We start from the raw sequence: 23,395 nt of genomic DNA on the forward strand, positions 1-23,395 counted from the left end.
TCAATGACATCTGGTGATGGCAGTGATTGCATTGCAGCACGCGTGGCCGACTTTTCAGGTGACAACAGGTCTTGTTGGCACATTCAGGGCAGACAAAGCCGTGAGGAAAACGCCAAGTGAACAACGCGTTTTCGCACTGAGCTTCAGTGCCATAGTCCTTGAGAAGCTCAAACAGGCTGTAGCCTTTCTGGAATTGGACTTTGCTTTTGGCCATGATCTCGCTCCTCGATAACTGTGCATAAGATCAGTATAGTTCGGGGTGACTGCTAATCATGGGTAATCAGGTAATATAATAGCCCTCTCCATTTTCGCCTCTTTTGAGGTAGCAACAGGCGGTTTATTGCAGGCCAGGCTATGTTCGAGCCCCAAACCCCGTTTATGATGGAGAGGTTGTCGTCTCGAAGGAGCCCCCATGGATTGCAAGTTGCTGCTGCCCCTGCTGGCCCTGTTGCTGGCCGCTTGTTCCAGCACGCCCGAACCTGCCCCACCGCGCCAGCAGAGCAGCGCCTTTGAAGGCTTTTATCAGCAGTGGCGCGGCGTCCCCTATCGCATGGGGGGCTCGGATCGAGCCGGTCTCGACTGCTCCGCCTTTACCCAGCTCGCCTATCAGCAGGTGATGGGGTTCAATCTGCCCAGAACCACCGAATCCCAGGCCAACCTGGGCCGGCCGGTCGATCGCTACCGGCTGCAGCACGGCGACCTGGTCTTCTTCAAGACCGGCTGGCAGCAATACCACGTCGGCGTCTACACCGGCGGCGGGGAGTTCATCCACGCCTCCACCAGCAAGGGGGTGATCCGCTCGCGCCTCGACAACGTCTACTGGAACAGCCGCTACTGGCAGGCGCGCCGCCTCACCCAATGACCGCCATAAAACAACAGGGCCCACGACGGGCCCTGTTGTTGATCCAGTGGATGGCTCAGTGCTTGCGATGCCAGCGCGGCGAGGTGGCCCGCTCCCCCCAGGGCGTCACGCAGGGCAACAAGGCCCCCTCGATCACCTTGTCGCTGCCGGCCAGGGCTTCCGCAATCTTCTCGTGCAGCACCCGCAGCAGGCGCCCCTCCTGCTCGGCCAGGGAGTGACCCGCGGCAAAAAATTCGCGCTGATGCTGCAGCGCCAGCTTCTGGGCAAATTCATAGGTGTTGAAGCAATCCGGCATCCGCTCGACCACATCCTCGAGGCGGGCCAACAAGCTGTTCAGTTCCCTGGTCATCGTGCTCTCTCCTTGTCGATTGATAGCCAAAACTACCTCTTATTGGATAACTCACCAACCCTGGATCCACGAAAATGTGGTAGCCAGCACAGTCGCCGGGTGAGTCACCCGCACACCATACCAAACCGGCGCACCGAACTTTACATTTGATTAACACACAGCTAGATTTAGACCGACCAATCAGTCGGTCCATTCACCAGCGGGGTATGCCATGGAAGCGATGCAGTTGCAGGAGGCCGCCGACAAGTTGTCGCTCCCGGCCAGACTGGCCAAACTCAGAGAGGCCTGTCAGCAAAATCCCATGCCGAGCCTGAGTGAGCGCAGAGCCCACCTCAGCCAGCTCAAGCGCGCCCTGATCGCCCACAAGCAACCGCTGTGCGACGCCCTGGCCAAAGACTATGGCCAGCGCAGCGACTACGACAGCATGATTGCCGACATCCTTCCCTGCGTCATGCAGATCAACTACACCCAGAAACGGATCAAGCGCTGGATGCGCCCGCACCGCCGCCACACCGGCCTGCTGCTGGCGCCGGCCCGGGTGGAGGTGTTCTATCAGCCGCTCGGGGTGGTCGGCATCATAGTGCCCTGGAACTTCCCGGTGATGCTGAGCCTCGGCCCCCTCATCAGCGCCATCGCCGCCGGCAACCGCGCCATGCTGAAGCTCTCCGAATTCACCCCCCATACCAACCGGGTGCTGCGCGAGCTGCTGGACGGCGTCTTCGATGAGCGCGAGGTGATGGTGATAGAGGGCGACGCCCAGGTGGCGGCCGCCTTCAGCGCCCTGCCCTTCGATCACCTGCTGTTTACCGGCTCCACCGCGGTGGGCCGGCTGGTGATGGCCGCGGCGGCCCCCCAGCTCACCCCCCTCACTCTGGAGCTCGGCGGCAAGAGCCCCTGCCTCATCGCCCCCGACATGCCGCTGGCGCTGGCGGTGGAGCGGATGATCTTCGGCAAGAGCCTCAACGCCGGCCAGATCTGCGTCGCCCCCGACTATGTGCTGTTGCCGCGCGGCCAGGAGCAGGCCTTTGTCGAGGCCTATCGCGATCACTTCGCCCGTCTCTATCCCCAAGGGCTGGCCAGCGCGGATTACGGCTCCATCATCAATGGCCGCCAGTATGAGCGGCTCACCGGCTGGCTCGCCGAAGCCGAGCGGGCAGGCGCCCAGATCCACCCCTGTGGCAGCCCGGCTCGCGACGATGGCGCCCACCGCCTGCTACCCCATCTGCTGACCGAGGTGCCCAGCCACTGCCAGCTGATGCAGCAGGAGATCTTCGGCCCGCTGCTGCCGATCGTGCCCTATGACTCGCTGGACGAGGCGCTCGCCTACATAGCCGCGCGGCCCCGCCCGCTCGCCTTCTACCTGATGAGCCTGGATCCCGCCTTGCAGCAAAAGGTGATCCGGGAGACCCACTCCGGCGGCATGGCCATCAACGACAGCCTGTTCCAGGTGGCGGCCGATGACGTGCCCTTCGGCGGCATCGGCGCCTCCGGCATGGGCCACTACCACGGTCACGAGGGGTTTCTCACCTTCTCCAAGGCCAAGACCGTGCTGAGCCGGGGACGCTTCAGCACCGGCACCATGGTGCACCCTCCCTATCGGCGCTGGCACCAGCGGCTGATGATGGCCCTGTTCTTACGTTGACGAGATGAATATGAATACGCCCGTGACCGACAAGCGTCGCCAGATCCTGGATGCCGCCCTTGCCCTGTGCGCCGAAGATGGTTTGCAGGGGGCCGCCACCGCCCGCATCGCCAAGGCGGCGGGAGTGGCCAATGGCACCCTGTTTCACCACTTTCCCAGCAAGGAGGTGCTGATCCAGAGCCTCTATCAGGACATCAAGCAGCGCCTCGGCGCAGCCATCACAGAGGCTGACGCCACCCTGCCCCTCAAGGCGCAGACGCACCACTACTGGAGCCAGGCGATGGCCTGGATGCAGGCCCACCCCCACGAGCTCAAGTTCGTGCTGGGCTTTTTTCACTCCCCCCTGCTGGCTCGCCCGCTGCGCAGCCAGATCTTGAGCGACACCCTGCGCTTTTTACCTCGCCTGCTGGCCTAGGGCCAGGCCAGCGGCGACTTGATGCAAGCCCCACCGGCCCTGATGCTGGAGGTGTGCCAGGGCCAGTTCCTGGCCTGCGCCTCCCTGTTTGTCGACCAACCTGAACTGGGACGGGACGCTCACTGGCAAGCCAGTGCCTTCGCCCTGTTCTGGTCCGCCATCTCGGGAGCTCACGCTGATGCACAACCAAAACCTTGATACCCTGGCGGCGCTGGGCCGCCGTCTCTGGATAACCAGCCTGCTCTGGATCATCGGCCGCACCCTGTGCCGCGCCGCCCGGGTCGACGAGGCGGTACGCCGGGAGCTGGCCCCCTTGCCGGACGGGCTCACCATCCGGCTGGAGGTGGGCGGCATGGCCCAGGGGCTGACCATTCACAAGGCGGATGGCCGCTGGCAGAGCGGCCCCGCCCCCGATGCCGGCGGGTTGCATCCGCTACGGGTACGTTTCAAGCATCCCGCCATCGCCTTTCGCGCCCTCAGCTTTCGGCTCGGGGTCAATCAGGCGTTCAGCGAGAACCGCCTGCTGGTGGAGGGGGATCTCACCGTCGCCATGCACCTGGTGCGCGCGCTGGAGCAGTTGCAGGCGCTGATCCTGCCCGCCTTCATCGCCCGCCCCTTGCTGCGCCACTATCCGGACCCGAGCCACAAGCTGAGCCGGGCCTGCCACATCTACCTGGGTCTGTTGACCGGCTGAACGAGAGGATGAGCCTATGAGTCGCTATTACGATTTTTTCTGTCCGGTCAAACTGATCGCAGGGGAGCAAGCGCTGGAGCAACTGGCCGGCGAGCTGGCGGGATTGGGGGCGCGCCGGCCGCTGCTGCTCACCGACAAGGGGGTCAGCGGCACTGGCCTCGCCACCCTGCTGGCCGGGGTGCTGGCCGAGGGAGAGCTGCCGGTGGCCGCCATCTGGGACGAGATCCCGGCCGACTCCTCCACCGCCGTGGTGGAGCGGATCGCGGCCCGTCACCGGGAGCTTGGCTGTGACAGCCTGGTAGCGCTGGGGGGCGGCTCCGTCATCGACACCGCCAAGGCGGTCAACATCCTCGCCTCCATGGGGGGGACGCGGCTGCTCGATTACGCCGGCGCCGGCTGCCTGACCCGGCCGCTGCAGCCGCTGGCGGTGGTGCCCACCACGGCGGGCACCGGCTCGGAGGTGACCCTGGTGGCGGTGATCAAGGATGAGGCGAGCGGGCGCAAGGTGCCCTTTACCTCCCCCTTCCTGCTGCCCCAGCTGGCGGTGCTGGATCCGCGCCTCACCCAGGGGCTGCCGCTCAACATCACCGCCGCCACCGCCATGGATGCCATGACCCACGCCATCGAGGCCTTCATCGGCACGGCCAAGAACCCGGTCAGCGACGCCCTGGCCCTGATGGCGGTGGAGAAGATCGCCAACGCCCTGCCCCAGGTACTCAGCAACCCGCAAAACAAGCAGCTACGGCTGCAACTGGCAGAGGGCTCCACCCTGGCGGGCATGGCCTTCTCCAACTCCATGGTGGGGCTGGTGCACGCCCTCGGTCACAGCCTGGGGGCCCGCTGCCACCTGCCCCACGGCCTGTGCATGAACCTCTTCCTGCCCACCGTGCTCGACTACAACCGGCCGGGCATAGACCCCGAACTGGCTCGCCTGCTGCTGCCGCTGGTAGGAGCCGAGCGCTTTGCCGCGACCCCGGCCGCCGTGCGGCCCCAGGCCGCCATCGAGGCGCTGCAGGCGCTGCGCAATACCCTGTGGGAGACGGTGAAGCTGCCGCGTACCCTGCGCGAGGCGGGTCTCACCGACAAGGAGCTGCTGCCCGAGATCCGCGACCTCGCCATCAACGACGGCGCCCTGCTCTACAACCGCAAGGATGCCGACCGGGCCCAGCTGCTGGCCCTGCTGGAGCAGGCCTGGGAGTGATCGCAAAGGCGGCCCCGCCTCGCGGGGCCACCTGTTACCAGCGGATGGTGGCGCCGGCGCCGTAGTTGCCGCCATCTTCGGGCGTCTTCTCACGCCAAATGGACTCCTTGTTGCGGCGCACTGCCTCTTCCCGCTCCTGCTTGCGCTCCCAGACGGGTTTCACCTCGTCCTGCGGCCGCTCCTGTTTCTGCCCCTTGTGATCGGTCACCGAGCACTGCTTGTCGCCACACTGATAGGCATAGGGTTCGACGGTGCAACCTGCCGTGGCCAGACAGAGGCCAAGCAGAGAAAGACGAAGAGAGGAAGGCAAGATCATGGGACGCTCCTGTTTGCAGCGGTCAACAAAAGAGGCCGAGTGTCAAACAGGAGGCAAATGGAATCAACCCTGCCGGCAGGCTTGATTGTTACAAGGGGTACACAGTGCAATGTATCAGCAAGCTGTTGATACATATCATGTTAATCATCGTGCTGACGCAAGCCCTCAGCCTTGCTCGTCGCTGAACACCCCGGTGGAGAGGTAGCGATCCCCCCGATCGCAGATGATGGCCACCACCACCCCCTGTTTGATCTCTGCCGCCACCCGCAAGGCGCCGGCCACGGCGCCGCCCGAGCTGACCCCGCAGCAGATCCCCTCCTCCCGCGCCAGCCGGCGCATCATGGCGAGTGCCTCCTGCTGGGTCACGTCCAGCACCCGATCGACCCGGGCGGGTTCGAAAATGGCGGGCAGGTAGGCCGCCGGCCAGCGCCGGATGCCGGGGATCTGGCTCCCCTCGGCCGGTTGCAGGCCGATCACCTGCACCGCCGGGTTCTGCTCCTTGAGGTAGCGGGAGACCCCCATGATGGTGCCCGTGGTGCCCATGGCGGAAATGAAGTGAGTGACCGCCCCCTCGCTCTGGCGCCAGATCTCGGGGCCGGTGGAGAGGTAATGGGCATCCGGGTTGGCCGGGTTGTTGAACTGATCGAGCACCAGCCCCTCCCCCCGCGCCTGCATGGCCAGGGCAAGGTCGCGCGCCGCCTCCATGCCCCCCTCCACCAGCACCAGCTCGGCGCCGTAGGCCTGCATGGCATCGCGCCGCTCCTGGCTCATGGTATTTGGCATGATGAGTCGCATCCGATAGCCCCGCGCCGCCGCCACCATGGCCAGCGCGATGCCGGTGTTGCCGGAGGTAGCCTCGATGAGGCGGGCCCCAGGCGCTAAGTGACCGCTCGCCTCCGCACACTTGATGAGGTTCAGCGCCGGCCTGTCCTTGACCGAGCCGGCCGGGTTGTTGCCCTCCAGCTTCACCAGCAGGGTGACACCGGGGTGGGGATTGATGCGACGCAGCGCCAGCAGGGGGGTATTGCCGATCAACTCTTCCAGCGTGGCAAAAGCCATAATGGGATCCATCCTTCGTGAACTGTTCTATACCTTGGCTAGCGGGTATGTACCCGACCGGGCTCGCAGTGTAAGCGACCCCAAACAGTTGGCAAAGGGGCGCCGACATGGTCAGATAACCCATCCCCCGTACCGAGGAGCAAGCATGAGCGAGATCATTCATCAGGCCAACCAGCAGCAATTCATCTGTGTGGTGGATGGCAAGGAGTCCAGGCTGCGTTACCGGCGGCTCGACGCCAAGACCATCGACGCCTACAGCACCTTCGTCCCGCCCGAGCTCAGGGTACAGGGGATCGCCGATCAGCTGGCGCGCACCTTCTACGACTGGACCCAGGCGGAAGGGCTCACCATAGTACCGAGCTGTAGCTACATCGACGTCTGGTTGCGCCGCAATGCCGGCTGACCCCCAGACGCGTCACCACACGCAAGCGTTCAACCTTCGCCCGGGAGCCCGGGAAGCCGACCTGCAGGCGCAAACCGAAGCCCTGCTGCGGGCCGATGACCTGCGCATGGATTGCCTCTGGGCAGCCCGTGAACTGGCACTGCCCGACTGGGCGCTGGGGGCCGGTTTTATCCGTAACCTCATCTGGGATCACCTGCACCACAAATCGGCGCCGACCGCCCTCAACGACATCGATCTTATCTATCTGGACAGCGCTGATCCGACGGGATTGCAGGAGGCCGATCACGAAGCCTGGCTGGCCGCCAGGATGCCGGGCCAGCGGTGGGAGGTGCGCAACCAGGCCCGCATGCATCTGCGCCAGCAAGTTCCCCCGTTTACCAGCTCGCTGTCGGCCCTCAACCACTGGGTGGAGCTGGCCCCCTACGGCTTTGCCCCCAACTGGTCCCTGCAGGTGGATCCCAACCCGCGCTGCCGCCAGGAGAGCCGGGTCTTTACCGAGCGGGTCAAGGCCAAGGAGTGGCAACGGCTCTGGCCTGACCTGGTGGTGAACTGGCCATAACCTGATTGCAATGTTTCGATAACCTTGGGCACACTAAGGAAAAGCTGTTTGTAACTCAATGGGTTAAATAATGCGCGACTTCTTCTCACTCGAACGCTGGCTACCGGGCCTCGCCGCCCTGCTGCAATACCAGCGGGCCTGGCTGATGCCGGATATTCGCGCTGGATTGTCGGTCGCCGCGGTGGCCCTGCCCGTGGCCATCGCCTATGCGGAGCTGGCCGGGGTGGGGCCGCTGGTCGGCCTCTACTCCTGCATCCTGCCCATGCTGGTGTACGCCCTGTTCGGCACCTCCCGCCAGCTCATCGTCGGCCCGGACGCCGCCACCTGCGCGGTGATCGCCGCCGTGGTGACCCCGCTGGCCGCCGGAGACGCCACCCGCCACTGGCAGCTGGTGATGACCATGACCGCCATGACCGGCTTCTGGTGCCTCATTGCCAGCCGCTTCAAGCTGGGGGTGCTGGCGGACTTTCTCTCCCGCCCGATCCTGATGGGGCTGCTCAACGGGGTGGCCATCACCATCATGGTGGGCCAGCTCTCCAAGATCTTCGGCTTCACCTTCAGCGAACGCTACCTCATCGAGCGGATCGCCGGCGGTGCCAGCTACATCACCCAGACCCATCTGCCCACCCTGGCCATGAGCCTGACCGCCCTGCTCACCCTGCTGCTGGCCAAACGCTTCAAGCCCGCCTGGCCCTCCTCCATGGTGGCCATGGTGGTGACGGCGGGGCTGGTGTGGGCGCTCGATCTCGGCCGGTTCGGCATCGCCACCCTGGGCGCCATCGGCTCCGGCCTGCCCGCCTTCCAGATGCCGGAGTTTCCCCCCGGCCTGATGCGGGAACTGGTGCTGCCGGCGCTCAACCTCGCCATGGTGAGCTTCGTCTCCATGATGCTGACCGCCCGCAGCTTCGCCGCCAAGAACGGCTACGAGATCGATGCGGACAAGGAGTTCCGGGCGCTGGGCATGGCCAACCTGGCGGCGGCAGCCTCCTAGGGCTTTGCCATCAGCGGCGCCGATTCGCGCACCGCGGTCAATGACGCCAACGGCGGCAAAAGCCAGCTGGTCTCCATCATCGCCGCCGCCGTCATCGCCCTGGTCACCTTCTACCTGACGGCGCCGCTGCAATACATCCCTACCGCCGCCCTCGGGGTGGTGCTGGTGATGGCATCCTTGTCCCTCACCGACTTTCGCGGCCTGTGGGCCCTGCGCCACTCCGACCGCTCCGCCTTCTGGCTGGCGCTCATCACCTTTGTCAGCGTGCTGGCCATGGGGGTCATTCCGGGCATCACCCTCGCGGTGCTGCTGGGGCTGTTCCAGTTCCTGCGCAACGTGATGCGCCCCACCGACCAGCTGCTCGGCATGGATGACGAGGGCGTGGTACGCACCCTGGGGGACAATGAGCAGGCCAAGGCCATTCCCGGCATCCTGGTCTATCGCTTCAACTCGCCGCTCACCTACTTCAACGCCCCCTACTTCAAGCGGCGGGTGCTGGCGCTGCTGGTACAGGATCCCCACAGCCCCAAATGCCTGGTGGTGGACGCGGTGGCCTGCTTCACCCACCAGGATATCAGCGTGATGAGCATGCTGGGGGAGCTGCACCGCGACTTGAAACGGCGCGGCATCCACATGGTGATGGCCGGCCGCCACGGCCAGATGAGCCTGTGGCTCAAGCAGGCCGGGATCCGGGTCGGTGACGAGGGGATCATCCTCTGCCCCGACATGTATCAGGCGCTGCGCATGACCCGCTGCTACCGCGAGCCGGTGTTCAAGGATGAGAGGTGGTGGAGAGCACCACCGAGGCCATCCTGTCGCGCTGGCCCCAGGATGAGGCCCTGCCCGACTCGGCGCGCCTCACCCTGCCAAGCGAACAGGAGGCGGGCGCCACCCCGGCCTGACCAAGATCGGCCCTGCCCCTGCGGCAGGGCCCGCGCTCTCTTCCCCTTCTTGGTCACCGCCACGATTGCGCCTCGCACTCGCTTGGTGTTAAATGCCCGTCCAGATGGCGCCGACGAGGGCCATCCCCAGTATTTGGACACCCCATGCAAACTCAATCCCACGCAGGTCCGGGCACTCTCTTCTCCCTGACCTGGCCCCTGTTTATCGATCTCGCCCTGCACTTTCTGACCGGGGCCCTCAACACCTTCATGGTGGGTCACGTCTCCTATCAGGGGGTGGCGGCGCTCGCGGTCGGCAACCAGGTGTTCGATCTCGCCATCACCCTGTTCAGCTTCGTCAGCATCGGCACCAGCGTGGTGATCACCCAGTATCTGGGGGCCGGCGACAAGGAGAAGGCCCGCGTCGTCATCCACACCGCCATCGGTTTCAACCTGCTGGTGGGGCTGGTGGCCGCCGTCGGCGTCATCGCCGGCGCCAGTACCATGCTGGCGCTGATGAACCTGCCCGCCAACCTGATGAGCGATGCCACCCTCTACCTGCAGATCATCGGCCTGTGCCTGCTGCCGGAAGCGGCGGCCCTCTGCCTGGCCGCCACCCTGCGCGCCCACGGCCACACCCGTCAGGCCATGTACGTGACCCTGACCGTCAACCTCATCACCTTCGTCGGCAACCTGCTGCTGCTCTACGGCTGGTTCGGCCTGCCCCAGCTCGGGGTGGCCGGGGTCGCCATCAGCACGGTGGCGGGCCGCATCGTCGGGGTGGTGCTGCTGGTGTGGCTGGTGGCGCGCAAGACCGGCATCCACCTGAAACTGCCTGAGATCGTCAAACCCAGCCGGCTGATGTTGGGCAAGGTGTTGCACATCGGTCTGCCGGCCGCCGGGGAGAACCTCTCCTGGATGCTGCAGTTCATGGTGGTGACCGCCTTCGTCGGCCTGCTCGGCGACAAGGCGCTGGCGACCCAGTCCTACTTCTTCCAGATCTGCCTGTTCATCCTGCTGTTCGGCCTCTCCATCGGCCTTGGCAACGAGATCATCATCGGCCATCTGGCGGGGGCCCGCCGCTTCGAGCAGGCCTACACCCAGCTGATGAAGAGCCTGAAACTGGGGCTCGTCGTCACCGCGCTCATCGCCCTCGCCGCCGCCCTCAACGGCCGCACCATCATCAGCCTGTTCACCGATGACGCCGACATCATCACCCAGGTGGCGCAGCTGTTCTTGATAAGCCTCATCCTGGAACCCGGCCGCACCTTCAACCTGGTGGTGATCAACGCCCTGCGCGCCACCGGTGACGCCCGTTTCCCGCTCTACATGGCGCTGCTCTCCATGTGGGGAATTGCCGTTCCACTGGCCTATTTCCTTGGTATCATGCAGGGTTATGGACTGGTCGGTATCTGGTTGGCGCTCGCCTGCGACGAGTGGGTGCGCGGTCTGGCCATGTTCTGGCGCTGGCGCAGTCGTCGCTGGCAAAACAAAATTCTTGTTGAAACATAAGCGGAATCACAATGAAGAAGATAGGACTCTTGTTGGCGGCCATCCTGCTCAGCCCGCTCGCCATGGCACAAACCGCCCCCGCCGCCCCCAAGGCGCAGGCGGCCCAGACCTGGTACGTGGCCCCCATCGCCATCGATGAAACCAGCGAGGCCCAGCAGGCGCTGACCAAGGACTTCATGGCCCAGATGATCAAGACCATCAAGATCAACGAGTACCAGACCGGCAAGGCGGTGGGCAAGACCAAGTCGCCCAAGTGGCTGATCCGCACCAAGCTGATGCCGGCAAGCAGCGAACCCCTGGTCGGCAAGAAGCACCCGCAGGGCCTCACCTACGGCAAGGGCATCCCCACCCAGGAGATCGTCGGCGAGCTCATCATGAACGGTACCCTGGTGGCCCATGTGGGCCAGGGCTGGCGCGAGCCCATCGTCCCGGGTACCCCGGTGGCCGAGAAGATCTCCATCGCCAACTATCAGTACGCCATCGGCAACGAAGCCAAGTCACCGGATCTGGAAGAGCTGGCGGCGCAGATCGGCTTCGAGGTGGGCAAGGTGATCGCCCGCGATGGCAAGCCGCTGCCCGAGAAGAAAAAGAAAAAAGAGTAAACGCGACGCCTGTTACCAAGAAGGGGCCCTGCGCCCCTTTTTGCTGCCCGCCCGGCGGCCCCAGGCTGTCATCCGGTCGTCACAATTGTGATCCATCCGGCACTTTTCAGACTCGCCGCTTACCGATAAAAGCCTTATCAGCTTGTGATTCAAACAGTTAAAAATCGCCCGTCGAATGCAGCAAATCATTGGTCCCGAATTGGAGCCGGATCACATTTATCTCGCAGGGGACGCGGTAGTTTGGTCTTGCAGGCACAATCAAACGAAACCAAGGAGGCCGCATTACATGTTCCCAGAGTACAGAGAGCTCATCTCGAAACTGAAGAGCAGTGATGTCCATTTCCAAAAGAAGTTTGACTTGCACAACGACCTGGATGTGGAGATTAGAAAGTTGGAGAAACATCACGCCAGCGACTACAGCGCCGAGGTGAAGGATCTGAAAAAACAGAAACTCAAACTGAAAGAGGAGATATACGACATCCTCAAACAACATCCACAATAGACGCCTCGACGAATACCTGGATAAGCAACTTATCCTGCCAGCCCGGCCCGACGCCGGGCTTTTTGTTGGCCGCTCATCAGGAGGCGACGGCCGCTTGCGCCCCCTGGCGTCGAAACTCGCTCGGCGTCTGGCCGGTATGGCGGCGAAAAGCACTGTTGAAGGTGGACTTGCTGTTGAACCCGGCCCGGTAACAGACAGAGGCCACCGTCTCGTCGCTCTCCTGCAGCAGTCGCTTGGCCTCCGCCACCCGATATCGATTGAGCCAGTCGTAGAAGTTGCCCCCCGAACAGGCGTTGATGGCGCTGGATGCCTGATGAAGGCTCAGGCCGCACTCCTCGGCCAGCTTGCCAAGGGAGAGGGCGGGATCCCGATAGGCACCGCGCCCGAGCTGGCGCTCCAGCGCCTCGAACAGGGGGCGCAGGCCCTCATCCCGAACCGGTTCCGATGCAGCGTCATTGACGCGCTCGCGCACGCCCCCCTCAGGCGCGCCTCCCTGTTGGGGCAGCCTGGCATGGGCCAGCACCTGCAGCAGCAGATAGGCGGTGACGGGAGCCTGCAGATAGACGGTAGAGAGCGGCCAGCCGAGCCAGCTCAAGGCAATACGCACCAGCAACAACAAGGCCACCAGCAGTTGCAATCCCTGCAACTGGGCGACCCAGGCCCGCAGCGCCGGTTTGCGGCTGGTTACCCCCAGGTGCCGTTGTTGCCACCAGTAGGCCAGCCCCAGCAGGGCGATGCAGGCCAGATAGCGGTTGCCATAGAGAGTGATTCCGGGCCACAGCGCATCCCCCTGCTTGCCAAGCAGGATCCAGCTCACCTTGTCGGCCCCCGGCAGCAACCAATAGGGCAGCGCCAGCCCCATCACCAGCAGCGCTGGCAAGCCGTGCACCAGCCGCTCACGCCAGCAACCGAGTACCGACTCCCCCTGCAGGGCCCTGATATAGCCATACAGGCAGAACGGCAACATCACCACCAGGGGATCGGCCAGCTTGAGCAGATGGGGCCACTGCAGAAACCACTGCTGCTGGTGATAGAGATACTCCAGCGCCTGCACGCCGCTCAGGCTGAGCAGGGCCAGCAGATAACCGGCGGCGGCATCCCGTCGCATGCGGCGCAGCCAGCCGAGCGTGGCCAGCAGCAACATGCCGGTCAGGCTCAGACTGAGCACGGCGGCCACTTCTTCCCACTGCATATGCGTCCTCCTGCAGGTGCGGCGCCATCGAGCCGTACCTGTTTACCCTTGTTTTTATTATGTTTTCCAACCAATGACCGGTTCCATCCAGCGAGGCGACAGAGATGAAACCGCTGCGCTTAAATACCTTCGCCTGCGGCTGAAAAGCAACAGAACAATAACAAGTCAGGACCACAGAAGGAACTAGGATGAAAACCCATTTTCCCCTAACCCTGCTCGGCTGCCTCGTACTGGCCGGCTGCCAGGAGAACAACAGCGAGCCGGATCCTGCTCGCCACTACGACGTCACCCTCACCTACACGGAGCAGGGTGTTCCCCACATCAAGGCGAACGACTACGCCAGCCTGGGCTTCGGGGCCGGCTACGCCCATGCCGAAGAGAACCTCTGCACCCTGAGCGAGCAGATCATGAAGCTGCGGGGAGAGAAATCCCGCTGGCTGGGCGCGGGGGAGCAGCAGCGCAACCTGCTCTCCGACGTGGGTTATCGCGCGCTCGACCTGCCTGCCCAGGCCGCGGCCCTGTATGGCAAGCTGGCGCCGGATGCCCGTGACCTTGTCGAAGGCTATGTGGCGGGGTTCAACCACTCACTTGCCGGCCGCGCCGGCCCGGCGGACTACCCCTCCCCCTGCCGCGGGGCCGAGTGGGTCGAACCCATCACCCCGGTCCAGTTGTTGGCCTATCACCTGGATCTTGCCCAGCTGGCCAGCGGCCGCAGCTTTATCAGTGCCATGGCCAGCGCCCAGCCCCCCGCCACTGCCGGTGCACAGGGACGTGCCGCCCTGCCCGCCCCGGCGCTGGATCCCGTCTCGCAGCTCACCTCGGAGGGGATCGGCAGCAACGGCTGGGCGCTGGGGGCGGATCGCAGCAGCAACGCCAACAGCCTGCTGCTCGGCAACCCCCACTTCCCCTGGGATGGCGAGCTCAGATTCTTTGAACAGCACCTGCAGATCCCGGGCAAACTCAATGTGACCGGTGCCACCATGATGGGCTTTCCCGCCATCCTGATCGGCTTCAACGAGCAACTGGGCTGGACCCACACCGTCTCCCAGTCCAAACGCTTCACCTTCTATCAGCTCACCCTGGATCCCGCCAATCCGCTGCGTTACCGCTACGGCGACCAGTGGCGGGAGATGAGCCAGAAAGAGATCACCGTACAGGTACGCCAGGCCGATGGCAGCCTGCAGCCCCATGTCCAGACCGTCTATGCCAGCCATTTCGGCCCCATGGTCAACCTCGCCTCCCTCTCGCCCACCCTGGGCTGGACCAGCAGCAGCGCCGTCAGCTTCCGCGATGCCAACGCCGGCAACTACAAGATGCTGGAACAGTGGCTGGCCATGGCCAGGGCCCAAAGCACCCCGGCGTTCTTCGAGGCGCTGGCCGAGCATCAGGGGGTGCCCTGGGTCAATACCCTGCTCGTCGACAAGACGGGCCAGGCCAGCTATGTGGATGCCACCCAGGTTCCCCGCCTCGGCGCCAAGGCGGAGGCCTGGTGGCGAGCCGCCTCCCAGACGCCGCAACTGGCCCCCATCTGGCTGGATGGCGAGGGCAGCGTGCTGTTGCCGGGCAACGATCCCGATTTCGAGTGGGTCGACAGCGGCCAGACCCGGGCTCCCGGCCTTGTCCCCCTCAGCCAGGCCCCCCGCCAGACTCGCAGCGACTACGTCTACAACGCCAACAGCAGCCACTGGCTGACCAACCTGGCGGCCCCGCTGGAGGGATACTCCATTCTCTACGGGCCGGAGCAGACGGTGCGCAGCCCGCGTACCCGCTACAACGCCCAGCTCATCAGCACCCCCGATACCATGGGACTGACCGGGGCTGATCGCCGCTTCACCCTGCAGACACTGCAGCAGGTACTGACCCACAACGGCTCCCTGTTTGCCCGCGAGCTCAGAGACCCCTTGGTGGCACGCTGCCAAGCACACCCGCAGATCCTGCTGACCAGCGGCCCGCTGGACTTGACGCCGAGCTGCAACGCGCTCGCCAACTGGGATGGCGAGTATCAGCTTGAAAGCCGGGGGGCTCACCTGATGCGCGAATGGTTGACGGCGTTTCGCACCAGCGGCCACAGAGACATCAAGGATGCCCTGTTTGCCATCCCCTTCGATCCGGCCCATGGCGCCACCACCCCGCGCGGGTTGGCGCCCTGGAGCGGTGCACCGGATGAAGACCCGGCCCTGCTGGCACTGGCCCAGGCCCAGCAACGGTTGCAGGCGGCGGGTATCGCGCCGGATGCCGAACTCGGCGCACTGCAATTCGTGCAAAAAGCGGCCGGGCTGACCCCCATCGCGCTGCCGGGAGGCAACTCGTTCGAGGGCATGTTCAACATGGTGCAGACCAACCTGCCTTCGCGCAGCAGCTCGGATCTCGCCAACATAGTGACCGGCAAGGCCGTGGCAGGCACCACGCTGCGCAGCCTGGATGACGACGGTGACGGCCAGCCCGAGCTGCGTTATCGCGCCAACTACGGTTCCAGCTTCGTGCTGGCCCTGCAGTTCGATGACGCCGGCCCCAAGGCGGAGCGCTTCCTGAGCTACGGCCAGTCCCATGACCCCGAGAGCCCGCACTTCACCGATCAGACCGAGCTGTTCGCCCGTCAGCAGTGGCAGCCCATGCGCTTCACCGAGCAGGAGATAGCGGCCCACCAGGAGCGCACCCTGCACCTCAAGGTACTGCGTACCACCAGCCCCTGAGCGAACCCAGTCAATCCAGTCATAAGAAAAGCGGGCCAATGGCCCGCTTTGTCATACCTGTTTCGCCCCATCCTCACACCGGCGGATGGAATTGGCTGGCCTCGCGGGTGGCCATCTCCTCGTAGGTGGCCCACTTCTGCCACGCCACTTGCTGCGCCACCTGCATCAGCCGCTCGGCCTCCTCTGGATGGCTCTGGGCCAGCACCCGATAACGGGTCTCCTCCTGGCGGTATTCCGCAAGCGGAATGGAGGGGCGCAGGCTGTCGAGGCTGAAGGGGTTCTGCCCGGCACTGCGCAATACCGGGTTGTAGCGCATCAACGGCCAGTGACCGGAGGCGACGGCGCGTTTTTGCTGGGTCAGGCCAAACTCCATATCTATGCCGTGGGCGATACAGTGGCTGTAGGCGATGATAAGCGACGGGCCCGGATAGGCCTCCGCCTCACGCAAGGCCTGCAGCGCCTGCTGCGGGTTCGCGCCGAAGGCGATGCGGGCAACATAGACGTTGCCGTAGGCGATGGCCTGCAACGCCACATCCTTCTTGGCAAGCGTCTTGCCCCCCGCCGCGAACTTGGCGACGGCACCGAGCGGGGTCGATTTCGACATCTGGCCGCCGGTGTTGGAGTAGACCTCGGTATCCATCACCAGCACGTTCACATCGCGGCCGGAGGCGAGCACGTGATCGAGCCCTGATGAGCCGATGTCATAGGCCCAGCCATCGCCGCCTACTATCCAGACCGAGCGGCGCACCAGCTGATCGATAAGCGAGAACAGCTCGCGAGCCTTGCCGGATTTCACCTCCTCCAGCCGCTCGCGCACTTGCGCAACCCGGGTGCGCTGGGCGCGGATCTCCGACTCCAGCCGCTGCGGGGCACTGACAAGTGTCTCCACCAGCTCGACCCCCAGCTCCCCCTTCATTGCTTCGAGGGCCACCACCGCCTGACCGTGATGCTGGTCGGCGGTGAGACGAAAACCAAAGCCAAACTCGGCGTTGTCCTCGAACAGTGAGTTCGACCAGGCCGGCCCCTTCCCTTCGCCGTTCTTGGCCCAGGGGGTGGTCGGCAGGTTGCCGCCGTAGATGGAGGAGCAGCCGGTGGCGTTGGCCACCAGCATGCGATCGCCAAACAGCTGGGTCAGCAGCTTGAGGTAAGGGGTCTCGCCACAGCCGGCGCAGGCACCGGAGAACTCGAACAGGGGCTCGAGGAACTGGGTGCCGCGCACCGTGGAGAAATCCACCCGCTCGCGAGCAGGCCAGGGCAGGCTCTCGAACCAGCGCAGCGCCTGCTTCTGGCCAGCCAGATGCGGCGCCTTGTCCATCATGGCGATGGCACGCACGCCCTCATGGCTCTCATCTTCTCCGGCCCGCACCGGGCAGGCCTGCACGCACTGGCCGCAGCCGGTGCAATCTTCCGGGTAGAGCTGCAATGTGTAGCGGCTGTCGGGGAAACCCTTGGCGGTGATGGGCACCGACTGCGCTGCCTCGGGGGCACTCGCCAGCCAGTCCTGATGGTAGAACTTGGCCCGCAGCGCCGCGTGGGGGCAGACAAAGACGCAGTTGCCGCACTGGATGCAGATATCCGAATTCCAGATCGGGATCTCGCGGGCGATATCCCGCTTCTCGAAGCGGCTGGTGGCGGTGGGGTAAGTGCCGTCCACCGGCAGCATGGAGACCGGGATGCGATCGCCACGCCCCGCCAGCATCTCGCCAGTGACGCGCTGGACAAACTCGCTGCCCCCCGGTGCCAGTGGCAGCGGATAGTCGCTGATCTGCTCCTCACCGGCCGGGATGGCCACCTGATGCAAATGAGCCAGGGTGTCGTCCACCGCCGCGAAGTTGCGCTCGACCACTTCGGGCCCCTTGCGAGCATAGCTCTTCTCGATGCTCTCCTTGATCAGCGCAATGGCCTCATCCCGCGGCAAGATACCGGCCAGGGCGAAGAAGCAGGTCTGCATGATGGTGTTGATGCGATTGCCCATGCCGTTGCGCTCGGCCACCCGATCCCCATCGATGCAGTAGAGGCGGATATCGAGGGCACGGATGCGGGCGCGCAGCCGCTCGGGCAGCTCGGCCCAGACCCGCTCAGGCTCATAGGGAGCATTGAGCAGCAGGGTCGCACCTTCGGCGGCATGTTCCAGCAGGTCTACCGACTCGACAAAGCCCCACTGGTGGCAGCCGATAAAGCTCGCCTGTTCGATAAGCCAGGGGGCATCGATGGGCTCGGGGCCAAAGCGCAGGTGGGAGACGGTGCGCGAGCCCGACTTCTTGGAGTCGTAGACGAAGTAGCCCTGGGCGTGGAAGCCCTCCAGCTCGCCGATGATCTTGATGCTGTTCTTGTTGGCACCCACGGTACCGTCGGCGCCGAGGCCGAAGAAGAGCGCCCGCACCCGGCTCGCGGGCTCCAGATCGCCGATGGGGTGCCAGGCCAGACTGAGGCCCGACACATCGTCCACTATCCCCACGGTAAAGCGCGGGCGTGGCGCCTCGGAGGCCAACTCCTCGAACACAGCCGCGCACATGGCAGGGGTGAACTCCTTGGAAGAGAGGCCGTAGCGACCGCCACTGAGCCAGGGCAGCCGCTTGATAAGGCCGCGCTGCAAGCCATCGATGAGAGCACTCTGCACATCCAGCAGCAGGGGCTCGCCACCGGCGCCCGGCTCCTTGGTGCGATCCAGCACCGCCATGCGGCGCACACTCTGCGGCAGTGCATCGAGCAGCGCCTGTACCGGGAAGGGGCGATAGAGGCGCACCACCAGCACCCCGGTCTTGCGATCCTGCCGGTTGAGCCAGTCCACCGTAGTGCGGGCGGTGGCGGGCCCCCGATCCCATCAGCACGATGACATCGGTGGCATCGGGCGCGCCGTGGTACTCCACCAGCCGGTAGTGGCGGCCGGTCAGCTCGCCGAGGCTCTCCATGCACTGCTGCACCCGCGCCGGCACCGCCTCGTAGAAGGGGTTGACGCTCTCGCGGGACTGGAAATAGGTATCCGGGTTCTGGGCGGTGCCACGCATCACCGGATGATCGGGGTTGAGCGCCCGGGCGCGGTGGGCACGCACCCAGTCGTTGTCGATCAGTGCCCGAATTTCATCTTTGTGCAGCGCGACTATCTTGTTCACCTCGTGGGAGGTGCGAAAGCCGTCGAAGAAGTGGATAAAGGGCACCCGGCACTGCAGGGTGACGCTGTGGGCGACCAAGGCCAGGTCCTGCGCCTCCTGCACCGAGCCGGAGGCGAGCATGGCAAAGCCGGTGCTGCGCGCAGCCATCACGTCCTGATGGTCACCAAAAATCGACAGCCCCTGCGCCGCCAGCGAACGGGCCGCCACATGGAATACCGCCGAGGTGAGCTCGCCGGCGATCTTGTACATGTTGGGCAGCATCAGCATCAGCCCCTGACTGGCGGTGAAGGTGGTGGCCAGCGCCCCCGCCTGCAGGGCACCGTGCACGGTACCGGCCGCCCCCCCTTCGCTCTGCATCTCCACCACGGTGGGGATGTTGCCCCACAGGTTGGTCTGCCCCTCGGCGGCCCAGGCATCGGCCAGCTCGGCCATGGTCGAGCTCGGGGTGATGGGGTAGATGGCGCACACTTCGCTCAGCTGGTACGCCACCCGGGCCGCGGCTTCGTTGCCATCGACCATGATCAATTCATGTTTCATTGGGACTCCTCCGGTTGGCGCAGCTCGATGGCGTGGCAGGGACACTGGTCATGGCAGGCACCGCAGCCGGTGCAGCGCTCGGCATCCACCTGATACCCCAGACCCGGTCCCAGCTTGGCGATGGCCTGTTCGGGGCAGCTGCCATAACAGCCGTCGCACTCGAAGCAGTTGCCGCAGGAGTAGCAGCGCGCCGCCTCATAGCAAGCAGCCGTCTCGTCCAGTCCACCGATGATCTCGCCAAAGTCGTCCCGCGCCGAGGGCGGTTTGACCGGCTGGCTGCTGGCGGGAGCATGGGTCTGGAACCAGAGCTGCAACTGCTCGGGCCCCACCAGCGGGTAGGAGAGCGGCTTGTGGTAGAGGCGACCACGCAGCCAGGCATCCATATGGCGCGCCGCCTTCTTGCCGTGCCCGGTGGCGATGGTGACGGTGCGCTCGGAGGGCACCATGTCGCCGCCGGCAAAGAGGCCCGGTACGTCCGTCATCAGGTTCTCGCCAACCTGTACCCCCCCTCCTTGTTGACCCGCACGCCGGGGATGCTCTCCAGCACGCTCAAGTCCACCTCCTGACCGAGCGCCAGGATGAGGGAGTCCGCTTCGAGGGTTTCAAACTGGCCGGTGGGCACCGGCTTGCCCTGTTCATCGAGCGCCATCACTTCCACCTCTATGCTGGTGCTGTCGAGCTGGCGGATGGTGCGCAACCAGTTGATCTTGATCCCCTCCTCCTCGGCCTCGTCGGCTTCGAAGGCGTGGGCCGGCATATGATCCCGGTCGCGGCGGTAGATGATCATCGCCTCATCCACCCCGAGGCGGCGAGCGGTGCGGGCCGCGTCCATGGCGGTGTTGCCGCCGCCGTAGATGGCCACCCGCCGTCCCAGTTTGGGTGGCGGCAAGCCCTGCTCCTCCGCCAGGCTCGCTTGCTCGAGGAAGCTCACCGCATCGAGGATCTTGCCCGCCTCCCGGGCCGGAATGTCGACCCGTTTGGCCAGATGGGCACCGATGGCCATGAAGACGGCGTCAAAGCCCCCCTGGTCGCGCTCGCGCAGTACATCCTCCACCTTGTGGTTGAGGGTCAACGTCACCCCGGCGGCCAGAATACGGGCCACCTCCCGATCCAGCACCTCGCGGGGCAGGCGGTAGGCAGGAATGCCAAAGCGCAGCATGCCGCCGGCGAGCGGCCCCGCCTCGCGGATCTCCACCTGATGGCCGAGCCGGTTGAGGTGCCAGGCGCAGGAGAGGCCGGAGGGGCCGGCGCCTATGATGAGTACCTTCTTGCCGCTGGCGGGCGCGGGGGCGGCAGGCTGCCAGCCCCTGGCCAGCGCTTCGTCGCCGAGAAAACGCTCGATGGCGTGAATGGAGACGGCATCATCCACCTGGGCCCGGTTGCAGGCACTTTCGCAGGGGTGATAACAGACCCGCCCGTGGACCGCAGGCAGGGGATTCTCTTCGATGAGGGTCTGCCAGGCGGCCTCAAAACGGCCCGCTTCGGCCAGGGCAAGCCAGGCCTGGATGTTCTCGCCAGCCGGGCAGGCATGGTTGCAAGGTGGCAGGGCCGGCCGCCAGACGGGTAGCCGAGTACGGACCGGGCCTGTTCCCGTCTTCTGGGAGAGATCCGGCTGTGGGGTCATATCCAGTTGTTTGCTCATACATTGCTTTCTTCTTTTTGGGTGACAGGCCCCATCCGAATGCACTTGATACCGTTTAACCGAAGCGGACGGTGGCCGGAGAGGGAAGAAGCGAAAGCGTCAGAAACTGGAAGCTGACTCGATAATGGACTGATTTGTGTACTGAATGACGGATCAGGATCAAAAAATGTTGCACTTTATGAGGTATGGAGTGTACAACGTGACCCGTGTAACATCTTGCCCGTCTGCAGGGACTCCGCTCGGGCTCGCGCCCCAAACGACGCCGCACCGTCGGCGACCCCGAGTGAACGCCATCCCTGCAACCATTGCTGCACGGAACGGGGTTCGCCCGCTTCTCTCCTGCACTGGAACCGTCATCGCACAAGGACCCGGCCATGCCCACACTCGCCAGCATTCATCTCTACCCCATCAAGTCGACGGCAGGCATGCCACTGACCCGCGCCCTGGTCACCGAAGAGGGACTGCAGGGGGATCGCCGCTACATGGTGGTCAAACCGGACGGCAGCTTCATCACGGCCCGCACCCATCCCCAGCTGCAGCAGGTGGTGGCCACCCCCATCGAGGGCGGCCTGCAGCTGCGCTATCCGGGCTTTGAGCCGCTCACCCTGCGAGAGACCGGGTTCAGCCGCGCGCCCCGGGCCACCGGTGTCTGGAAAGACAGCTTCAACGCCCTGCACACCCACGCCCTGGCCGATGCATGGCTGAGCAAGGTGGTGGGGGAGGCGGTGCAACTGCTCTGGCTTGGCAAAGAGTCCGCCCGCTTTCGGGAGAAGACCGGCACCCGGGTCAGCTTTGCCGACGGTTACCCCCTGCTGCTGATAAGCCAGGCCTCTTTGGAAGATCTCAACCTGAGATCCGACGCGCTGCACCAGATGAGCCAGTTTCGCACCAACCTGGTGGCGAGCGGCACCCTCCCCTTCGAGGAGGACGGCTGGAAGCGGATCCGCATCGGCGAGGTGGAGTTTTTGGTGGCCAAGCCTTGCAGCCGTTGCATCATGACCACGGTGGAGCCGGGCACGGATCGCTTCAATGCCCTGAAAGAGCCGCTGGCCACCCTCACCCGCTACCGGCGCGGCGAGGATGGCGAGGTCTACTTCGGTCAGAACCTGGTGGCCCTCAACGAGGGCTGGATTGAGGCGGGCAGCGAGATCGAGGTGCTGGAGCGCGCCCGCGCCCCTGTCTACCCCAACGCAGCCCCCAAAAAACGGGAGCTGGTGTGCGTGGCCCGCGAGCCGCTGGCGCGGGATCTGGAGACCTTCTGGTTCGAGGCGGCCGATGGCGAGCCCCTGCCCGACTATCTGCCGGGCCAGCACCTGCCCATCAGCCTGGATATTGGCCTGGGTCTGCGGCGCGAGCGCCTGCAGCGCCGCTATACCCTGAGCTCCACGCCAGAGCGGCCCGAGCGTTACAGCATCAGCGTCAAGAAGGTGGGGGGCGGCCGCATCTCCCACTGGCTGCACCAGCAGCTGCAACCGGGTGACCGTCTGCTGGCCGCCAACCCCGCCGGCGAATTTCATCTGGGCCGGGATCGCAATCTCTTGCTGCTTTCGGCGGGCTCGGGGGTCACTCCCATGCTCTCCATTGCCCGCACTCTGGCCTTGCGCGGGGAGCTTGGCGACGTGCACTTCATGCACCTGTGCCGCAGCGAGGCGGACATTCCCGCCGCCGGCGAGCTGCACGCCCTGGCGCAGCAGGGGATGACCCTCACCCTGATCCTGAGCCAGCCCGATACGCACTGGCAGGGGCTCAAGGGGCGGCTGGATGATGTTCACCTCAAACAGATCAAAGGGTTGCAACAGCGGGAAGTGTTTATCTGCGGCCCCCACGGCTTTATGGCCGATGCGGCCACCAGACTGGCCGCCCTTGGCGTGCCGGCCGGGCGGATCCGCCAGGAGAGCTTTGGCGGCGCCATTCTATCCCTCTCCCGCCCCCATCAGGCGGTGCAACTGCGCATCGGCGAGCAGGCGTTTGCCGGCAACAATCAGGGCACAGTGCTGGATCAGGCCCACAAGCAGGGGGTGGAGCTGCCCTGGAGCTGCCGCGCCGGCATCTGCGGCAGTTGCAAGCAGACCCTGGTCTCGGGTGAAGTGGATCACCCCGATGCCCCGGCCATCACCGCCGCCGAGCGAGCCGCGGGCAAGATCCTCACCTGCTGCGCCGTGCCGCTCACCGACATCGTCATCAAATAAGGTGATCGAGACACAATAATACCGCCGGCCGGGAGCATGCA

16 protein-coding genes and 4 pseudogenes are annotated in these 23,395 nt (G+C 65.0%); 13 read left to right on the forward strand and 7 right to left on the reverse strand.

Features of this window, described 5'->3' with window-relative positions; genetic code table 11:
* Positions 1 to 214 (reverse strand): transposase (locus CAK78_RS09625; protein WP_141214162.1); only part of this gene is annotated, 214 nt, incomplete at its 3' end.
* Positions 215 to 412: 198 nt separating this feature from the next.
* Here CAK78_RS09625 and CAK78_RS09630 point away from each other — a divergent pair.
* A complete protein-coding gene (locus CAK78_RS09630) occupies positions 413 to 862 on the forward strand; it encodes a C40 family peptidase (protein WP_005299102.1) in 450 nt (149 codons plus the stop codon).
* Between the two features lie 55 nt (positions 863 to 917).
* On the opposite strand, the gene CAK78_RS09635 is transcribed toward CAK78_RS09630, so the two are convergent.
* Positions 918 to 1,211, reverse strand: coding sequence for a hypothetical protein (locus tag CAK78_RS09635; protein ID WP_005299095.1), 294 nt, complete (start codon positions 1,209 to 1,211; stop codon positions 918 to 920).
* 211 nt (positions 1,212 to 1,422) lie between these two features.
* On the opposite strand from CAK78_RS09635, the gene CAK78_RS09640 reads away from it, so the two are divergent.
* From CAK78_RS09640 to CAK78_RS09655, 4 genes and pseudogenes are all read left to right on the forward strand, one after another.
* On the forward strand, positions 1,423 to 2,853 hold the full coding sequence (locus CAK78_RS09640; protein WP_094697125.1) for a coniferyl aldehyde dehydrogenase: 1,431 nt from the start codon (positions 1,423 to 1,425) through the stop codon (positions 2,851 to 2,853).
* Positions 2,854 to 2,863: 10 nt separating this feature from the next.
* A pseudogene (locus CAK78_RS09645) lies at positions 2,864 to 3,466 on the forward strand (TetR/AcrR family transcriptional regulator).
* Complete coding sequence (locus CAK78_RS09650; RefSeq protein WP_094697126.1) at positions 3,447 to 3,962, forward strand: SCP2 sterol-binding domain-containing protein; 516 nt, start codon at positions 3,447 to 3,449, stop codon at positions 3,960 to 3,962. Before CAK78_RS09645 ends, CAK78_RS09650 begins: the two are co-directional and overlap by 20 nt.
* 16 nt (positions 3,963 to 3,978) lie before the next feature.
* Positions 3,979 to 5,163: an iron-containing alcohol dehydrogenase gene (locus CAK78_RS09655; RefSeq protein ID WP_094697127.1), complete on the forward strand. Its 1,185-nt coding sequence runs from the start codon at positions 3,979 to 3,981 to the stop codon at positions 5,161 to 5,163.
* A 34-nt stretch (positions 5,164 to 5,197) separates the two neighbouring features.
* Here the strand turns inward: CAK78_RS09655 and CAK78_RS09660 are convergent, their stop codons facing one another.
* Together CAK78_RS09660 and cysM are read right to left on the reverse strand one after the other, a co-directional pair.
* On the reverse strand, positions 5,198 to 5,479 hold the full coding sequence (locus CAK78_RS09660) for a hypothetical protein (RefSeq protein ID WP_094697128.1): 282 nt from the start codon (positions 5,477 to 5,479) through the stop codon (positions 5,198 to 5,200).
* A gap of 165 nt (positions 5,480 to 5,644) precedes the next feature.
* Entirely contained in the window at positions 5,645 to 6,550 is a 906-nt protein-coding gene (gene cysM / locus CAK78_RS09665; RefSeq protein WP_094697129.1) for a cysteine synthase CysM, read from the reverse strand.
* Between the two features lie 133 nt (positions 6,551 to 6,683).
* Between cysM and CAK78_RS09670 the strand changes: the two genes are divergently transcribed.
* The 6 genes and pseudogenes from CAK78_RS09670 to CAK78_RS09695 all read left to right on the forward strand — a co-directional run bounded on the left by CAK78_RS09670 (position 6,684) and on the right by CAK78_RS09695 (position 11,988).
* Entirely contained in the window at positions 6,684 to 6,941 is a 258-nt protein-coding gene (locus CAK78_RS09670) for a GNAT family N-acetyltransferase (RefSeq protein WP_005299077.1), read from the forward strand.
* Positions 6,931 to 7,500, forward strand: a complete 570-nt coding sequence (locus CAK78_RS09675) for a nucleotidyltransferase family protein (protein WP_094697130.1) — start codon at positions 6,931 to 6,933, stop codon at positions 7,498 to 7,500. Before CAK78_RS09670 ends, CAK78_RS09675 begins: the two co-directional genes overlap by 11 nt.
* Before the next feature lie 70 nt (positions 7,501 to 7,570).
* Positions 7,571 to 9,393: pseudogene (locus CAK78_RS09680) on the forward strand (SulP family inorganic anion transporter).
* Positions 9,394 to 9,537: 144 nt separating this feature from the next.
* Complete coding sequence (locus CAK78_RS09685; RefSeq protein ID WP_042007156.1) at positions 9,538 to 10,884, forward strand: MATE family efflux transporter; 1,347 nt, start codon at positions 9,538 to 9,540, stop codon at positions 10,882 to 10,884.
* An 11-nt stretch (positions 10,885 to 10,895) separates the two neighbouring features.
* Positions 10,896 to 11,486: a hypothetical protein gene (locus CAK78_RS09690; RefSeq protein ID WP_094697131.1), complete on the forward strand. Its 591-nt coding sequence runs from the start codon at positions 10,896 to 10,898 to the stop codon at positions 11,484 to 11,486.
* A gap of 286 nt (positions 11,487 to 11,772) precedes the next feature.
* Positions 11,773 to 11,988 (forward strand): YdcH family protein, encoded by a 216-nt coding sequence (locus tag CAK78_RS09695; protein WP_005299061.1) that lies wholly within the window; start codon positions 11,773 to 11,775, stop codon positions 11,986 to 11,988.
* 76 nt (positions 11,989 to 12,064) lie between these two features.
* Here the strand turns inward: CAK78_RS09695 and CAK78_RS09700 are convergent, their stop codons facing one another.
* Positions 12,065 to 13,180, reverse strand: a complete 1,116-nt coding sequence (locus CAK78_RS09700) for a helix-turn-helix domain-containing protein (RefSeq protein ID WP_094697132.1) — start codon at positions 13,178 to 13,180, stop codon at positions 12,065 to 12,067.
* Between the two features lie 188 nt (positions 13,181 to 13,368).
* Here CAK78_RS09700 and CAK78_RS09705 point away from each other — a divergent pair, with 188 nt between their 5' ends.
* Positions 13,369 to 15,873, forward strand: coding sequence for a penicillin acylase family protein (locus tag CAK78_RS09705; protein ID WP_094697133.1), 2,505 nt, complete (start codon positions 13,369 to 13,371; stop codon positions 15,871 to 15,873).
* A 73-nt stretch (positions 15,874 to 15,946) separates the two neighbouring features.
* Here the strand turns inward: CAK78_RS09705 and nifJ are convergent.
* Together nifJ and CAK78_RS09715 are read right to left on the reverse strand one after the other, a co-directional pair.
* Positions 15,947 to 19,523 (reverse strand): annotated as a pseudogene (gene nifJ / locus CAK78_RS09710) (pyruvate:ferredoxin (flavodoxin) oxidoreductase).
* Positions 19,520 to 21,165, reverse strand: a pseudogene (locus CAK78_RS09715) (NAD(P)-binding protein). The pseudogenes nifJ and CAK78_RS09715 overlap by 4 nt, the downstream one beginning before the upstream one ends.
* 374 nt (positions 21,166 to 21,539) lie before the next feature.
* On the opposite strand from CAK78_RS09715, the gene CAK78_RS09720 reads away from it, so the two are divergent.
* Entirely contained in the window at positions 21,540 to 23,354 is a 1,815-nt protein-coding gene (locus CAK78_RS09720; RefSeq protein WP_094697134.1) for an MOSC N-terminal beta barrel domain-containing protein, read from the forward strand.
* The last annotated feature ends 41 nt before the right edge of the window (positions 23,355 to 23,395 follow it).

It is taken from the genome of Aeromonas sp. A35_P (genome assembly GCF_002259925.1).
Taxonomy (GTDB): Bacteria; Pseudomonadota; Gammaproteobacteria; order Enterobacterales; family Aeromonadaceae; genus Aeromonas; species Aeromonas dhakensis.

Coding starts and splice junctions, on each gene's coding strand:
- CAK78_RS09685 (WP_042007156.1), top strand. CDS start 9,538: ATGCAAACTCAATCCCACGCAGGTCCGGGCACTCTCTTCTCCCTGACC.
- CAK78_RS09635 (WP_005299095.1), bottom strand. CDS start 1,211: ATGACCAGGGAACTGAACAGCTTGTTGGCCCGCCTCGAGGATGTGGTC.
- CAK78_RS09720 (WP_094697134.1), top strand. CDS start 21,540: ATGCCCACACTCGCCAGCATTCATCTCTACCCCATCAAGTCGACGGCA.
- CAK78_RS09640 (WP_094697125.1), top strand. CDS start 1,423: ATGGAAGCGATGCAGTTGCAGGAGGCCGCCGACAAGTTGTCGCTCCCG.
- CAK78_RS09700 (WP_094697132.1), bottom strand. CDS start 13,180: ATGCAGTGGGAAGAAGTGGCCGCCGTGCTCAGTCTGAGCCTGACCGGC.
- CAK78_RS09660 (WP_094697128.1), bottom strand. CDS start 5,479: ATGATCTTGCCTTCCTCTCTTCGTCTTTCTCTGCTTGGCCTCTGTCTG.
- CAK78_RS09695 (WP_005299061.1), top strand. CDS start 11,773: ATGTTCCCAGAGTACAGAGAGCTCATCTCGAAACTGAAGAGCAGTGAT.
- cysM (WP_094697129.1), bottom strand. CDS start 6,550: ATGGATCCCATTATGGCTTTTGCCACGCTGGAAGAGTTGATCGGCAAT.
- CAK78_RS09650 (WP_094697126.1), top strand. CDS start 3,447: ATGCACAACCAAAACCTTGATACCCTGGCGGCGCTGGGCCGCCGTCTC.
- CAK78_RS09690 (WP_094697131.1), top strand. CDS start 10,896: ATGAAGAAGATAGGACTCTTGTTGGCGGCCATCCTGCTCAGCCCGCTC.
- CAK78_RS09655 (WP_094697127.1), top strand. CDS start 3,979: ATGAGTCGCTATTACGATTTTTTCTGTCCGGTCAAACTGATCGCAGGG.
- CAK78_RS09705 (WP_094697133.1), top strand. CDS start 13,369: ATGAAAACCCATTTTCCCCTAACCCTGCTCGGCTGCCTCGTACTGGCC.
- CAK78_RS09630 (WP_005299102.1), top strand. CDS start 413: ATGGATTGCAAGTTGCTGCTGCCCCTGCTGGCCCTGTTGCTGGCCGCT.
- CAK78_RS09670 (WP_005299077.1), top strand. CDS start 6,684: ATGAGCGAGATCATTCATCAGGCCAACCAGCAGCAATTCATCTGTGTG.
- CAK78_RS09675 (WP_094697130.1), top strand. CDS start 6,931: ATGCCGGCTGACCCCCAGACGCGTCACCACACGCAAGCGTTCAACCTT.